Raw genomic sequence first — 13,172 nt, 5'->3', positions numbered from 1 at the left:
GACCCATGCGTTTTCTCACGACCCTCGCGACCACCATCGCCTTTGCCCTTCCCGCCGTCGCCGCGACGATGGGGGACGACGGCCTGCACAAGGCCGACTGGATGCACGACACGTTCAGGGACATGTCCGAGGACTTGGCCGATGCCGAAGCGGAGGGCAAACGGCTGCTCGTGATCTGGGAACAGCGCGGCTGCGTCTATTGCCGCAAGATGCATGAGGAGGTCTTCGTGGTGCCCGCGATCCACGACAAGCTCATGTCCGACTACTATGTGGTCCAGATGAACATGTTCGGCGACGTGGAGGTAACGGATTTCGACGGTGAAGCGCTGCCGGAGAAGGAGATGGCGCTGAAGTGGGGCGTGATGTTCACGCCGACCATGATGTTCTTTCCGCCTGAGTCCGAGGTCGCGGAGGGCGCCACCGGGCGTCAGGCGGCCGTCGTCATGATGCCGGGGGCGTTCGGCAAGTCGACCACCGACCACCTGCTCGATTGGGTTCTCGAAGAGGGCTACAACGGCGACGAGAACTTCCAGAAATACCATTACGAGCGGTTCAACGCGGAACAGGCCGCCGGCACGGCGATGAGCGACTGACGGCCCGGCTGCGGAAAAATCCGTAGAGTTTGCAGCGGGTTGAACTCTAAAAATTCATATAGCAGAATTTATGATTGGCAAAGCGATGTGAGCGGCATACAGTCGTATTCACAAAACGTAATGGGAGGAATCATGAAGCGGACAACGATCGCGCTTGCGGCGTTCGCGCTGGGGACGGGGATGGCATTCGCCGACACCGTGGCCCCCGGGAACGTGGCATTCGACGGCTACGAGGTCGCCGAGTCGCTGACCGGCACCCCGGGCGACCCCGAGAAGGGTCGCGAGATCATGACCAACAAGTCGGAAGGCAACTGCATCTCGTGCCACGCGGCCGAGGCTTATGCGGACGTGCCGTTCCACGGCGAGGTCGGTCCGATGCTTGACGGGGCCGGGGATCGCTGGAGCGAGGCAGAGCTTCGCGGTCTGGTGGTCAACGCCAAGATGGCCTTCGAGGGCACCGTGATGCCCGCCTTCTACAAGACCGAAGGGTTCAACCGCCTGGGCGACGGCTTCACCGGAAAGGCCCATCCCGAGGACAAGCCCGTCGAACCGCTGCTGAACGCGCAGCAGGTCGAGGACGTGGTCGCCTATCTCAAGACGCTCACCGAGTGAGCGGGCAGGCGCAGGACAATTTCAGGAGACGAACATGAAACTGACACGACGTGATGCACTGGCCATGGGGCTCGGCGCGACCGCCGTCGCCATGCTGCCGATGCGCGCATTCGCGGCCATCGAGGACTCGATCGCCGAATTCACCGGCGGGGCCGCCGTGGGCGAGGGCGACATCACCCTCGACGCACCGGAGATCGCCGAGAACGGCAACACCGTTCCGGTGTCGGTCGCGGCCCCCGGCGCTGCCGCAATCCGCGTCTACGCGGCGGGCAACCCGACGCCCGGCGTGGCCACCTTCAACTTCGGCCCGGCCGCAGGCAGCCAGTCTGCCTCGACCCGCATCCGGCTTGCCGGGACGCAGGACGTCATCGCGGTTGCCCAGATGGAAGACGGCAGCTTCATCCAGACCGCCAAGACCGTGAAGGTCACCATCGGCGGCTGCGGCGGCTAATCAGCGGAAACAGGAGTAAATACAATGGCATCTGGTGTTAAACCCCGCGTCAAGTCTCCCAAGTCCGCATCCGCGGGCGAGGTCGTGACGCTCAAGACGCTTATCAGCCACCCGATGGAATCGGGCCAGCGCAAGGACAGCGACGGGAACACGATCCCGCGCTCGATCATCAACCGCTTCACCTGCGAATTGAACGGCAACATGGTCGTCGACGTGACGCTGGAACCGGCGATTTCGACCAACCCGTATTTCGAATTCGAAGCGCGTGTCGACGAGGCCGGTGAGTTCAAGTTCACCTGGTACGACGACGACGGCGACGTTTACGAAGAAGCCAAGGCGATCGAGATCGCCTGAGTGAAGCGGTCAGGGAGGAACACAATGAAAATGAAACTGCTTCACGGTATCGCGGCAGCCGCGCTTGCACTTGGTGCAGGCACGGCGATGGCCGACGAGGATGCCGAGCTGGTTATCAACGGCGATCTCGAGATCGTCACCAAGACCGACGCGCCCGCGCACCTTGAGGGTGCGGTGGGCGAGATCATGTCGGGCTGGCGGTTCCGCGACTCGACCACACAGGTCATGCAGATGGATGATTTCGACAATCCCGGCATGATCTTCGTGGACGATGCGCGCGACATGTGGGCGACGGCAGAAGGCTCCGAGGGCAAGTCCTGCATGGATTGCCACGGCGAGCCGGAAGACATGGCCGGCGTCAAGCCGGTCTATCCCAAGTGGAATGAAGCCGCGGGCGAGGTCCGGACGCTGCAAATGCAGATGAACGACTGCCGTGAGAACCGCATGGGTGCGGAGACGTGGAAATACGACGCGGGCGATGCCGTCGCGATGGAGGCACTGCTTGCCTCCGTGTCGCGCGGGATGCCGGTCAACGTCGCCACCGACGGCCCGGGTCAGTCGACCTGGGAGCAGGGAAAGGAGCTTTACTACACCCGCACCGGGCAGCTCGACCTGTCATGCGCGTCGTGTCACGAGCTCAACTACGGCAACATGATCCGCGCCGACCACCTGTCGCAGGGTCAGGTCAACGGGTTCCCGACCTATCGCCTGAAGAACACCAAGCTCAACGGCATCCACAGCCGGTTCAAGGGCTGCGTGCGCGACACGCGTGCCGAGACGTTCAGCGCGGGTTCGCCCGAGTTCGTGGCGCTCGAGATGTATGTCGCTTCGCGCGGCAACGGTCTGTCGGTCGAAGGTCCGTCGGTCCGCAACTGATCCAAGACCCCGCGCGGGAATGCCTCGCGCGGGGTTTTTCACTTCAAACACATTCCGTTTTTCGAATGAAAGGCGGAGCCGCATGGAGAGCCACATGATTTCTCGCCGCGATTTCCTGCAGGTCGGGATGGCCGCAAGCGCGATGGTCGGCGCGTCCGGCTTCGGCAACTGGGCGCGTCTCGCCGCCCAGCAGACGCTGACACAGGATCAACTGCTTGAGTTCGAGACCTTCGGGAACGTCTCGCTGATCCACGTCACCGACATTCACGCGCAGATGAAGCCGATCTATTTCCGCGAGCCGGAGATCAACCTCGGCGTCGGCGCGAACAAGGGGCAGGTGCCGCATGTCACCGGCGCCGAATTCAAGGCGCGCTACGGGATCGAGGATGGCTCCCCGTCGGCTTACGCGTTGACCTACAACGATTTCACGGCGCTCGGGCGCGAATACGGCAAGGTCGGCGGGCTGGACCGCGTGGCCACCGTGGTCAAGGCGATCCGCGCCGCGCGTCCGGATGCGCTGCTGCTCGACGGTGGCGACACATGGCACGGCTCCTACACCTGTTACCGCACCGAGGGGCAGGACATGGTGAACGTGATGAACGCGCTGAAGCCCGACGCGATGACCTTCCACTGGGAGTTCACGCTGGGCTCGGACCGGGTGCGCGAGCTGGTCGAGGGGCTGCCGTTCGCGGCCCTGGGCCAGAACATTTTCGACGCCGAGTGGGACGAACCCGCGGACAGTTTCGAAAGCTACAAGATGTACGAGAGCGGCGGCGTGCAGATCGCCGTCATCGGGCAGGCCTTCCCCTACATGCCGATTGCGAACCCCGGCTGGATGTTCCCGGAATACTCCTTCGGTATTCGTGACGAGCGGATGCAGGAGATGGTGGACGAGGCGCGGGGCGCGGGGGCCGAACTGGTCGTCTGTCTCAGCCACAACGGGTTCGACGTGGACAAGAAGATGGCCGAACGCGTGACCGGCATCGACGTGATCCTGTCGGGTCATACCCATGACGCGCTGCCCGAGCCGGTGCTGATCGGCGAGACGATCATCATCGCGTCGGGTTCCAACGGGAAATTCGTGAGCCGCGTCGACCTCGACGTGCGCGACGGGCGCATGATGGGCTTCCGGCACAAGCTGATCCCGATCTTCTCGGACGTGATCGAGCCGGATGCGGAAATGACCGCGCTGATCGACGAACAGCGTGCGCCCTATGAGGCGGAGCTGTCCGAAGTCATCGGCACGACCGACGTGGAGCTTTACCGGCGCGGCAACTTCAACGGGTCCTGGGACGATCTGATCTGCGATGCGCTTCTGTCCGAACGCGAGGCGGATATCGCCATGTCGCCCGGCGTGCGCTGGGGGCCGAGCCTGCTTCCCGGCGACGACATCACCCGCGAGGATATCTGGAACGTCACGTCGATGAGTTACGGCAAGGCGTATCGCACGGAAATGACGGGCGAATTCATCCACACGATCCTCGAGGACGTGGCCGACAACCTGTTCAACCCGGACCCCTATTACCAACAGGGCGGCGACATGGTGCGCATCGGTGGCATGGGCTACCGCATCGACATCACCAAGCCGCAGGGCAGCCGGATCACCGACATGACGCTGCTCAAGACCGGCGAGGGGATCGACCCCGCGAAGACCTATCAGGTCGCAGGCTGGGCCAGTGTGAACGAGGGCACCGAGGGCCCGCAGATCTGGGACGTGGTGGAGAGCCATGTCCGCAAACAGGGCACCGTGACGCTCGACGCGAATGCGTCGGTCGAAGTGGTGCAGGGATAAGACGCGAAGAGCAGGAGGCAAGTCGATGGACGATCTCAAGACCTCGCGCCGCGGATTTCTGATGAGCAGCGCCGCCGCCGGTGGCGCGCTTCTCACCACGGGCGCGGCACAGGCACAGGGCGGGCCCGATCCGCTCATCACCGAGGTGCAATACTGGGCGAGCGGGCTGGGCGACGGCGTGGATGCCACGCCCTATGGCCTGCCGATCGAATACGAGGCGGACGTGATCCGGCGCAATGTGCCGTGGCTCACGGCCGATCCGATCAGCTCGATCAACTTCACGCCGATCCATGCGCTGGACGGGACGATCACCCCGCAGGGCTGTGCGTTCGAGCGGCACCATTCGGGCGCCATCGAGCTTCGGAAAGAGGATTTCCGTTTGATGATCAATGGTTTGGTGGACAAGCCGCTGGTCTTTACCTACGCCGACCTCGAACGGTTCCCGCGCGAAAACCACGTCTATTTCTGCGAATGTGCCGCGAATACCGGCATGGAATGGGCGGGCGCGCAGCTGAACGGCGCGCAGTTCACGCATGGCATGATTCACAACATGGAATATTCCGGCGTGCCGCTTCGCACCCTGCTGGAAGAGGCCGGGATCGAGGCTGCCGGGGATCTGTCGGACAAGTGGGTCTATGTCGAAGGCGCGGATGCGTCGTCGAATGGCCGCTCGATCCCGATGGAGAAAGCGCTGGACGATGTGCTCGTCGCCTTCAAGGCCAACGGCGAGGCGCTGCGCATGGAGCATGGCTATCCCGTCCGGCTCGTCGTGCCCGGCTGGGAAGGCAACATGTGGGTCAAATGGCTGCGGCGGATCGAGGTCACGGACCACGCCGTCGAAAGCCGCGAGGAGACCTCGAAATACACCGATACGCTGGCCGACGGCACGTCGCGCAAGTGGACCTGGGTGATGGACGCCAAATCGGTCGTCACCAGCCCGAGCCCGCAATCGCCGATCACCCACGGCCCCGGCCCGCTGGTCATCACCGGGCTCGCCTGGTCGGGTCACGGCGCGATTACAGGCGTGGACGTGTCGCTTGACGGTGGGGCGAACTGGCAGAAGGCGCGGCTTGCCAAGGAAGGCGAGTCCAAGGCGCTGACGCGGTTCTACCTCGATATCGACTGGGACGGCTCCGAAATGCTCCTGCAAAGCCGGGCGCATGATGAAACCGGCTATGTCCAGCCCACCAAGGCGCAGTTGCGCGAGGTGCGGGGGCTGAACTCGGTCTATCACAACAACTGCATCCAGACATGGCATGTGAAGGAAAACGGAGAGGCCGAGAATGTCGAAGTTTCCTAAGCTGATCGCGGGCACGGCGCTCGCCACCCTGATCGCGGCGCCAACGCTGGCCGAGCCCTTTGGCCTCGGTCGCGAGGCGCTGCCGGAAGAAATCGCGGCCTGGAACCTCGATATTGCGCCCGATGGCTCGAACCTGCCGGTCGGGTCCGGGTCGGTCGAAGACGGCGAGATGATTTTCTCGGACAACTGCGCGGCGTGCCACGGCGAATTCGCGGAAGGGTCGGGGAACTGGCCCAAGCTCGCCGGTGGTGACGACACGCTGGCCAATGAAGACCCGCTCAAGACGGTGGGGTCCTACTGGCCGTATCTGTCGACCGTCTATGACTATGTCCGCCGGTCGATGCCCTTCGGTGCGGCGCAGACGATCTCGGACGACGATGTCTATGCGATGGTCGCCTATATCCTCTACTCCAACTACCTCGTGGAGGACGATTTCGTCCTGTCGAACGAGAACTTCATGGATGTGGAGATGCCCAACGCCGACGGGTTCATCGTGGATGACCGGGCCGAGACGGAATACCCGCACTGGACCGAGGCGAACGCCTGTTACGAGGACTGCAAGGACGACGTGCAGATCACCATGCGCGCGACCGTGCTGGACGTGACGCCGGAAGAGACCGAGGAAGCCTCGGTCGAAGAGGCCGCGGATGACGGCACGACCGAGATGGTGGCCGCCGAGACCACGGAGGAAGCCGCGCCCGAGATGGCCGCGCCGGACCCGGAACTGGTCGCGGCCGGTGAAAACGTCTTCAAGAAGTGCAAGGCCTGCCACAAGGTCGGCGAGGGCGCCAAGAACGGCACCGGGCCGATGTTGAACGGCGTGATGGGCCATCCGGCCGGACAGGTCGACGGTTTCCGCTATTCCAGCGCGCTCGAAGACGCGGCGGCCGGTGGGCTGGTCTGGGATGAGGAAAGCCTCGCGGCCTTCCTCGCCAAACCGCGCGACTTCATCAAGGGCACCAAGATGTCCTTCGTGGGACTGCGCAAGGACGAGGATATCGCGGCGGTGTCCGCCTATCTCTCGACCTTCAAGTAAGGTCGACGGATCTCGCCAGAATACATGAACCCGCCGGGAGTATCCCGGCGGTCCAACCCGGAGGATCACATGCGTTCCATTCTGATAGCGGCGGCCATGACCGCGCTCGGTGCCTTTGGCGCCCAGGCCGAAAGCCACGGCGCAAGCCTGGCCACCACCTATGACTTCGACGGGAGCTTCGACGACGCGACCTTCGCCGTCGAAAGCGCCATCGTGGGGCAGGGGCTGGTGATCGACTATGTCTCTCACACCGGCGAGATGCTGAACCGCACCGCGGGCGATGTCGGCTCGGACGTGCAGTTGTTCGAAGCGGCGGACGTGTTCCTGTTCTGCTCGGCGGTCCTGAGCCGGAAGGTCATGGAGGCCGACCCGATGAACATCGCCCATTGCCCCTATGGCATCTTCGTGGCGGACCGTGAGGGCACGGTGATGATCGGGTATCGCAACTATCCCGAAGGTCCGATGCAGGAGGTCCAGGCACTTCTGGACGGCATCGTGCAGGAGGCGCTGGGCAACTAGGCCGGGCGTAGCTACGGGAAATTTGTTCTGAAATGCGGGACTGGCGGCGGCGCGCGCAAAACAGGGCGCGCCGCAGGTCACAGATTTCGGAACGATGTTCCGGGATAGTCTGCACTCACAGAAAATACTCATTTTTTTGAATGTATTCTTGTGAACCCTTGGCCGGCCCATTACGTCGGCATTCAAAGACGACATGCACGAGTGAGGCGAACATGGAAGTCATCGAAACGGCCTTTACCCCCTGGGCCTCTCTCATCGGGGGCCTGTTGATCGGTCTGGGCACGGTTCTGCTCATGGCGGTGCGCGGCAATGTGCTGGGCGCGACCGGTATTCTCGCGGGGTTCATGACGCCGTCTTCGTCCTCCGACTGGGCGTGGCGGGCGGTCATCATCGCGGGGATGCTGACGGCACCCATCGCAATCCTGCTGTTCACCGGGGGCTTTCCGGTGATCGAAGTGCCGGTGACGCGGGGGATGATGATCCTGGGCGGTGTCCTGGTGGGGATCGGCGTGACTTACGGGTCGGGCTGCACCTCGGGCCACGGTGTCTGTGGTATCGCGCGGCTGTCGCCGCGGTCGATCACCGCGACCTTGACCTTCCTGCTGACCGGCGGGATCACCGTCTACATCCTGCGCCATGTGATCGGAGGCTGACCCATGCAAAAGCTGCTTATCTACATTTCCGGCCTTCTCTTCGGCCTCGGTGTCTCCATCGGGGGCATGGCGAACCCGGCGAAGGTTCAGAACTTCTTCGACGTTGCCGGGGCGTGGGACCCGTCGCTCATCCTCGTGATGGGCGGGGCGCTTGCCGTTACCGCGCCGGGCTACTGGCTTCTGTTCCAGCGTGGCAAGCCGATGTTCGCCTCCGGTTTCAGCGTGCCGACGAACCGGACGATCGACACCAAGCTCGTCGGTGGCTCTGCCGTCTTCGGCATCGGCTGGGGCATCGCGGGGTTCTGCCCGGGTGCGTCGATCCCGGTGCTGTCGACGTTGAACGCGGACGTGCTGATCTTCACCGCCGCTTTGATCGCGGGCATCCTGATCGCCAAGGGCATGATGAAGGTCACGGCAAGCCGCAAAGGCGCCGCGCAGGCCGCCTGATCCGGACAGCCAGACCGACCCGAAGGGCCACGTCGCAGGACGTGGCCCTTTTCGTGCTGTCAGGTGTTCCCGAAAAAATAAATTCAAAAAAAGGAATATGAGGGTTTACGCATCGGGCCTGCCCGCCTATCTCATCTTCAACGGCTTGAATACGTGCATCGGATACGAATTCAGGGCAAACTGCACCCCGCCGGGCGATCCGCGAGTCACCCGGTCAATCTGGAGGGAGTTATGAAGGACATGAAAGACAGCTATCCCGTGGATACCTCGGTCAAACCGGACGTGAAGGCGTTCTTCGACCCGGCCACCAACACGATCTCGTACATCGTCAAGGACCCGGCCTCCAACGCCTGCGCCATCGTGGACAGTGTGATGGACATCGACTACGCCGCCGGGCGCATCACCTATGACAATGCCGACGAGATCATCGCCTACGTTCAGGAAAACGACCTGAAAGTAGAGTGGCTCATCGAGACCCACGTTCATGCCGACCACCTCTCGGGCGCGCCCTATATCCAGCAGAAGCTGGGCGGGAAGATCGGGATCGGCGAGAATATTACCGTCGTGCAGGACACGTTCGGCAAGGTCTTCAACGAGGGCACCGAGTTTCAGCGGGACGGCTCGCAGTTCGACCGGCTCTTCAAGGAAGGCGACACCTATCAGATCGGGGGCATGACGGCCTTCGCGATGCACACGCCGGGCCACACGCCCGCCTGTATGACGCATGTGGTGGGTAACGCGGCTTTCGTGGGCGACACGCTGTTCATGCCCGACGGCGGCTCGGCCCGGGCGGACTTCCCCGGTGGGGACGCGGGGGTTCTGTACGACTCGATCCAGAAGGTGTTGTCGATGCCGGACGAGACGCGGTTGTTCATGTGCCACGACTACGGCCCCAACGGACGCGACATCGCGTGGGAGACCTCGGTCGCGGAAGAACGCGAGCACAACATCCACGTCGGCGCAGGCAAGACGAAAGAGGATTTCGTCAAGTTCCGCACCGAGCGGGACGCGCAGCTCGACATGCCGCGGCTGATCATTCCGTCCTTGCAGGTGAACATGCGAGCGGGTCAGATGCCCCCGAAGGACGAACAGGGCGACGTGTTCCTGAAGGTCCCGGTCAACAAGCTCTGATCCAGGGCGAAGGGGAGAGGCACGATGGATATGTCGAAACTGGATGACCATGTGACCGTGGCGCCGCAGATCGCGGTGGCGGACGTGGCCGAGATCAAGGCGCTGGGCTACACCGGCCTGATGTGCAACCGCCCGGACGGCGAAGATCCGAGCCAGCCCGCCTGGGCCGAGATCGAGGCGGCCGCGCAGGAGGCGGGTCTCAAGACCTACTTCCTGCCGGTCCAGAGCCGGCCCGAGGCTGAGATTGCCGCCGAAGGGTTCGCCAAGGCGATGGAAGAGAACGACAAGCTCTTTGCCTACTGCCGCAGCGGCACACGCTGTCAGCTTATCTATCAGGCCGCCAAGGCGCGGGCCTGACGGGGCAGGGCCGGGGCGACCCGGCCCGCCGCCACGCAGAACACGAAAACGAAGGGTCAGGGCATGTCGCTTCTGAACACAGGCGACCGGGCGCGTTCCGTCCGGCGGTATTTTCCTATTCTCGAATGGGGTTCGGACTACCGGCGCGATACGCTGGTCTCCGACCTCGTGGCCGCCGTGATCGTCACGATCATGTTGATCCCGCAGTCGCTGGCCTATGCGCTGCTCGCGGGGCTGCCGCCGGAGATGGGGCTTTACGCCTCGATCCTGCCGCTGGTGGCCTATGCCATCTTCGGCACCTCCCGCGCGCTCGCCGTGGGGCCGGTCGCGGTCGTGTCGCTGATGACCGCCGCCGCCATCGGCAAGCTGGGGCTCGCCACGCCCGCCGAATATGCCGCCGCCGCGATCACGCTGGCCTTCCTGTCGGGTCTGATCCTGACGGTGATGGGGGTGTTCCGCCTTGGTTTCCTCGCCAATTTCCTGTCGCATCCGGTGATCGCCGGGTTCATCACCGCCTCGGGCCTGCTTATCGCGACCTCGCAGATGAAGCACATTCTGGGCGTGCCCGCGCATGGCGAGGCTCTGTTCGACAGGCTCGCCACGCTGATATCGCATGTGGGCGACACCAACCTGATCACTCTGGCCGTGGGCGCCGGGTCGATCGCGTTCCTGTTCTGGGTGCGCAAGGGACTGAAACCCCTGCTTCTGAGCTTCGGTTTGAAACCGCGCATGGCCGATATCGTCGCCAAGGCGGGGCCGGTGGCCGCCGTGGCCGTCACGACGCTCGCCTCCTTCGCCTTCGACTTCGCGGGCAAGGGCGTGGACATCGTGGGCGACGTGCCGCAGGGACTGCCGCCGTTCACCATGCCGAACTTCGACCTGGGTCTCATGGGCGACCTGATCGGCCCCGCGATCCTGATCTCGATCATCGGCTTCGTGGAATCGATCTCGGTCGCGCAGACGCTGGCGGCCAAGCGGCGCCAGCGGATCACACCTGACCAGGAGCTTGTGGGTCTGGGTGCCTCGAACATCGCGGCGTCCTTCTCGGGCGGCTACCCGGTGACGGGCGGTTTCGCGCGGTCGGTCGTGAACTTCGATGCCGGCGCCGAGACGCCGGCTGCCGGGGCGTTCACCGCCGTGGGCATCGCGCTCGCCGCGCTGCTGCTCACGCCGCTTCTGTTCTTCCTTCCCACCGCCACGCTGGCAGCGACGATCATCGTCGCGGTGCTGAGCCTTGTCGACTTCAGCATCCTCAAGCGGACTTGGACATACTCCAAGACCGACTTCGCCGCCGTGGCGGCGACCATCCTCCTCACGCTCACCTTCGGGGTCGAGGTCGGGGTGTCGTCGGGCGTGATCCTCTCGATCGTGCTGTTTCTTTACAAGACGTCGCGCCCGCATATCGCGGAAGTGGGGCTTGTTCCGGGGACCGAGCATTTCCGCAATCTCGACCGGCACCGGGTGCTGACGCATCCCGAGCTTCTGACCTTGCGGCTGGATGAGAACCTCTATTTCGCCAACGCGCGTTTCATCGAGGATTACATCCTCGACCGGCTCGCGCAGGGTCAACCGGTGAAGCATGTCGTTCTCATGTGTCCGGCGGTCAACGTGATCGACCTGTCGGCGCTCGAAAGCCTTGAGGAGTTGAACCGGCGCATGGACGACATGGGGATCAAGCTGCACCTGTCAGAGGTGAAGGGTCCGGTCATGGACCGGTTGCAGCGGACCCATTTCCTCGACGAGCTGACCGGACAGGTGTTCCTGTCGCAATACGGGGCGATGATGGCGCTTGGTCCGGTCGACGGGATGAAGCCCAGGCTGGCGGGGGAATGACCCCCGCTGGTCAGGCCGTGGCCGGGGCCGCGCGCAGGGTGACCATCGCGAGGCCCAGCGACAGGGCCGCACAGATCGCGATGGCGCCGAGCATGGGGAGCGCGGTGCCGTCGAAGAACGGCCCCGCCACCACGACGGCCAGCCCGCCCACGAGCATCTGGAGCGTTCCGCCAAGCGAGCTTGCCAGCCCGGCGATGTCGCCGTGATCGTCCAGCGCCATGACCATCGACGTCGGGATCACGAGGCCGAGACCGGCATTGCCGAAAAACAGAAGCGCCGTGATCGCGGCGAGCGTCGCGCCGCCTGCCGTTCCGAGGACGAAGAGCGCCGTCGTGAATCCTGCGAAGACGAAACAACCCCAAAGCATGACGCGCCGCGCGGTGAAGCGCTGACCCAGGGGTCCGGCCAGTTGCGACGCGCCGAAAAATCCGCCCGCGTTGATCGCGAACATGAGCGAGAACTGGGTGGGCGTCAGGTTGAAGGCCTGGACATAGACGAAGGGCGCGAAGGAGATGAAGACAAAGAAGCTCGCCATCCCGAAAGCGCCGATGAAGGTCAGCCCCATGAACGGCCCGGAGCGCAGGAGGATCTTCGCCCCGGCCCAGAGCGCGCGCAGGTTCACCGGCACTCGGCGTTCGGGCGGCAGCGTTTCCGGCTGCATGAGCGCGGCCATGGCGATACAGGCGAGCGTTGCGGCGGCCATGAAGACGAAGACGCCGCGCCAGCCGGTGAGCGCGATAACCCCGGAGCCCGCGAGCGGGGCGAGCAGGGGGGAGACCGAGATCACCAGCATGATGAGCGACATGAGCCGCGTCGCCTCGTGCCCCGTGTACATGTCGCGGATGATCGCGCGGGGGATGACCATCACGGCAGCGCCGCCGACCCCCTGCACGAAGCGCGCGGCGGTCAGCGCCTCGATCGTGCCGGCCAGCGCGGCCCAGACGGAGCCGACCGCGAAAATCGTCAGGCCCACATAGATCGGCAGTTTGCGCCCCACCATGTCGGCCCAGGGACCGTAGATGAGCTGCGACAGGCCGAAGGCGAGGAAATAGAAGATGATCGTGTTCTGCGCCACGCTTTCGGACACGCCGAGGTCATCGGCGATGGTCGGAAGGGCGGGCAGGAACATGTCGATGGCGAAGGGGCCGACCATCGACATGAGGGCAAGGACGATGGCGGTCCGCACGAGGCTCGATTGCATGGTGGGTCTCCGATGAT

15 protein-coding genes are annotated in these 13,172 nt (G+C 64.1%); 14 read left to right on the top strand and 1 reads right to left on the bottom strand.

The window, feature by feature from the left end; translation table 11 throughout:
* Window positions 1–5 precede the first annotated feature (5 nt).
* The 14 genes from B2585_RS16915 to B2585_RS16850 all read left to right on the top strand — a co-directional run bounded on the left by B2585_RS16915 (window position 6) and on the right by B2585_RS16850 (window position 11,954).
* On the top strand, window positions 6–593 hold the full coding sequence (locus B2585_RS16915) for a thioredoxin family protein (RefSeq protein WP_292025111.1): 588 nt from the start codon (window positions 6–8) through the stop codon (window positions 591–593).
* 132 nt (window positions 594–725) lie between these two features.
* The gene (gene soxX / locus B2585_RS16910; protein ID WP_292025110.1) at window positions 726–1,205 is read left to right on the top strand and encodes a sulfur oxidation c-type cytochrome SoxX; all 480 of its coding nucleotides are present in this window, start codon (window positions 726–728) and stop codon (window positions 1,203–1,205) included.
* A gap of 34 nt (window positions 1,206–1,239) precedes the next feature.
* On the top strand, window positions 1,240–1,656 hold the full coding sequence (gene soxY / locus B2585_RS16905) for a thiosulfate oxidation carrier protein SoxY (protein ID WP_292025109.1): 417 nt from the start codon (window positions 1,240–1,242) through the stop codon (window positions 1,654–1,656).
* A 24-nt stretch (window positions 1,657–1,680) separates the two neighbouring features.
* The gene (gene soxZ / locus B2585_RS16900; RefSeq protein WP_292025108.1) at window positions 1,681–2,010 is read left to right on the top strand and encodes a thiosulfate oxidation carrier complex protein SoxZ; all 330 of its coding nucleotides are present in this window, start codon (window positions 1,681–1,683) and stop codon (window positions 2,008–2,010) included.
* Between the two features lie 24 nt (window positions 2,011–2,034).
* Entirely contained in the window at window positions 2,035–2,886 is an 852-nt protein-coding gene (soxA, locus tag B2585_RS16895; protein ID WP_292025107.1) for a sulfur oxidation c-type cytochrome SoxA, read from the top strand.
* Window positions 2,887–2,980: 94 nt separating this feature from the next.
* The gene (gene soxB / locus B2585_RS16890; protein ID WP_292025106.1) at window positions 2,981–4,678 is read left to right on the top strand and encodes a thiosulfohydrolase SoxB; all 1,698 of its coding nucleotides are present in this window, start codon (window positions 2,981–2,983) and stop codon (window positions 4,676–4,678) included.
* Window positions 4,679–4,703: 25 nt separating this feature from the next.
* Window positions 4,704–5,978, top strand: coding sequence for a sulfite dehydrogenase (gene soxC, locus B2585_RS16885; protein WP_292025105.1), 1,275 nt, complete (start codon window positions 4,704–4,706; stop codon window positions 5,976–5,978).
* Complete coding sequence (locus tag B2585_RS16880; protein ID WP_292025104.1) at window positions 5,962–7,014, top strand: c-type cytochrome; 1,053 nt, start codon at window positions 5,962–5,964, stop codon at window positions 7,012–7,014. Before soxC ends, B2585_RS16880 begins: the two co-directional genes overlap by 17 nt.
* Window positions 7,015–7,083: 69 nt before the next feature.
* Entirely contained in the window at window positions 7,084–7,533 is a 450-nt protein-coding gene (locus tag B2585_RS16875; RefSeq protein WP_292025103.1) for a DUF302 domain-containing protein, read from the top strand.
* 212 nt (window positions 7,534–7,745) lie between these two features.
* The gene (locus tag B2585_RS16870) at window positions 7,746–8,186 is read left to right on the top strand and encodes a YeeE/YedE family protein (protein WP_292025102.1); all 441 of its coding nucleotides are present in this window, start codon (window positions 7,746–7,748) and stop codon (window positions 8,184–8,186) included.
* 3 nt (window positions 8,187–8,189) lie between these two features.
* The gene (locus tag B2585_RS16865; protein WP_292025101.1) at window positions 8,190–8,633 is read left to right on the top strand and encodes a DUF6691 family protein; all 444 of its coding nucleotides are present in this window, start codon (window positions 8,190–8,192) and stop codon (window positions 8,631–8,633) included.
* Window positions 8,634–8,864: 231 nt separating this feature from the next.
* Window positions 8,865–9,764 carry an MBL fold metallo-hydrolase gene (locus tag B2585_RS16860; RefSeq protein ID WP_414674068.1) on the top strand — a complete coding sequence of 300 codons (900 nt, stop codon included), beginning with the start codon at window positions 8,865–8,867 and terminating at the stop codon, window positions 9,762–9,764.
* Window positions 9,765–9,788: 24 nt separating this feature from the next.
* On the top strand, window positions 9,789–10,121 hold the full coding sequence (locus B2585_RS16855) for a TIGR01244 family sulfur transferase (RefSeq protein ID WP_292025100.1): 333 nt from the start codon (window positions 9,789–9,791) through the stop codon (window positions 10,119–10,121).
* Window positions 10,122–10,184: 63 nt separating this feature from the next.
* A complete protein-coding gene (locus B2585_RS16850; protein WP_292025099.1) occupies window positions 10,185–11,954 on the top strand; it encodes a SulP family inorganic anion transporter in 1,770 nt (589 codons plus the stop codon).
* Between the two features lie 10 nt (window positions 11,955–11,964).
* On the opposite strand, the gene B2585_RS16845 is transcribed toward B2585_RS16850, so the two are convergent.
* Entirely contained in the window at window positions 11,965–13,155 is a 1,191-nt protein-coding gene (locus B2585_RS16845; RefSeq protein WP_292025098.1) for a multidrug effflux MFS transporter, read from the bottom strand.
* Window positions 13,156–13,172: the final 17 nt, after the last annotated feature.

The organism is Maritimibacter sp. UBA3975 (genome assembly GCF_002384975.1).
Classification (GTDB): domain Bacteria; phylum Pseudomonadota; class Alphaproteobacteria; order Rhodobacterales; family Rhodobacteraceae; genus Maritimibacter.
Note: the sequence above shows the minus strand (reverse complement) of the source record. Positions and strands in the feature narration are given on the sequence as shown.

Excerpts from the sequence above, each read along its gene's own strand:
- B2585_RS16855 (WP_292025100.1), top strand. The coding sequence starts at position 9,789 with ATGGATATGTCGAAACTGGATGACCATGTGACCGTGGCGCCGCAGATC.
- B2585_RS16860 (WP_414674068.1), top strand. The coding sequence starts at position 8,865 with ATGAAGGACATGAAAGACAGCTATCCCGTGGATACCTCGGTCAAACCG.
- soxB (WP_292025106.1), top strand. The coding sequence starts at position 2,981 with ATGATTTCTCGCCGCGATTTCCTGCAGGTCGGGATGGCCGCAAGCGCG.
- B2585_RS16870 (WP_292025102.1), top strand. The coding sequence starts at position 7,746 with ATGGAAGTCATCGAAACGGCCTTTACCCCCTGGGCCTCTCTCATCGGG.
- soxC (WP_292025105.1), top strand. The coding sequence starts at position 4,704 with ATGGACGATCTCAAGACCTCGCGCCGCGGATTTCTGATGAGCAGCGCC.
- soxZ (WP_292025108.1), top strand. The coding sequence starts at position 1,681 with ATGGCATCTGGTGTTAAACCCCGCGTCAAGTCTCCCAAGTCCGCATCC.
- soxA (WP_292025107.1), top strand. The coding sequence starts at position 2,035 with ATGAAAATGAAACTGCTTCACGGTATCGCGGCAGCCGCGCTTGCACTT.
- B2585_RS16845 (WP_292025098.1), bottom strand. The coding sequence starts at position 13,155 with ATGCAATCGAGCCTCGTGCGGACCGCCATCGTCCTTGCCCTCATGTCG.
- B2585_RS16875 (WP_292025103.1), top strand. The coding sequence starts at position 7,084 with ATGCGTTCCATTCTGATAGCGGCGGCCATGACCGCGCTCGGTGCCTTT.
- B2585_RS16865 (WP_292025101.1), top strand. The coding sequence starts at position 8,190 with ATGCAAAAGCTGCTTATCTACATTTCCGGCCTTCTCTTCGGCCTCGGT.
- B2585_RS16915 (WP_292025111.1), top strand. The coding sequence starts at position 6 with ATGCGTTTTCTCACGACCCTCGCGACCACCATCGCCTTTGCCCTTCCC.
- B2585_RS16850 (WP_292025099.1), top strand. The coding sequence starts at position 10,185 with ATGTCGCTTCTGAACACAGGCGACCGGGCGCGTTCCGTCCGGCGGTAT.
- soxX (WP_292025110.1), top strand. The coding sequence starts at position 726 with ATGAAGCGGACAACGATCGCGCTTGCGGCGTTCGCGCTGGGGACGGGG.
- soxY (WP_292025109.1), top strand. The coding sequence starts at position 1,240 with ATGAAACTGACACGACGTGATGCACTGGCCATGGGGCTCGGCGCGACC.
- B2585_RS16880 (WP_292025104.1), top strand. The coding sequence starts at position 5,962 with ATGTCGAAGTTTCCTAAGCTGATCGCGGGCACGGCGCTCGCCACCCTG.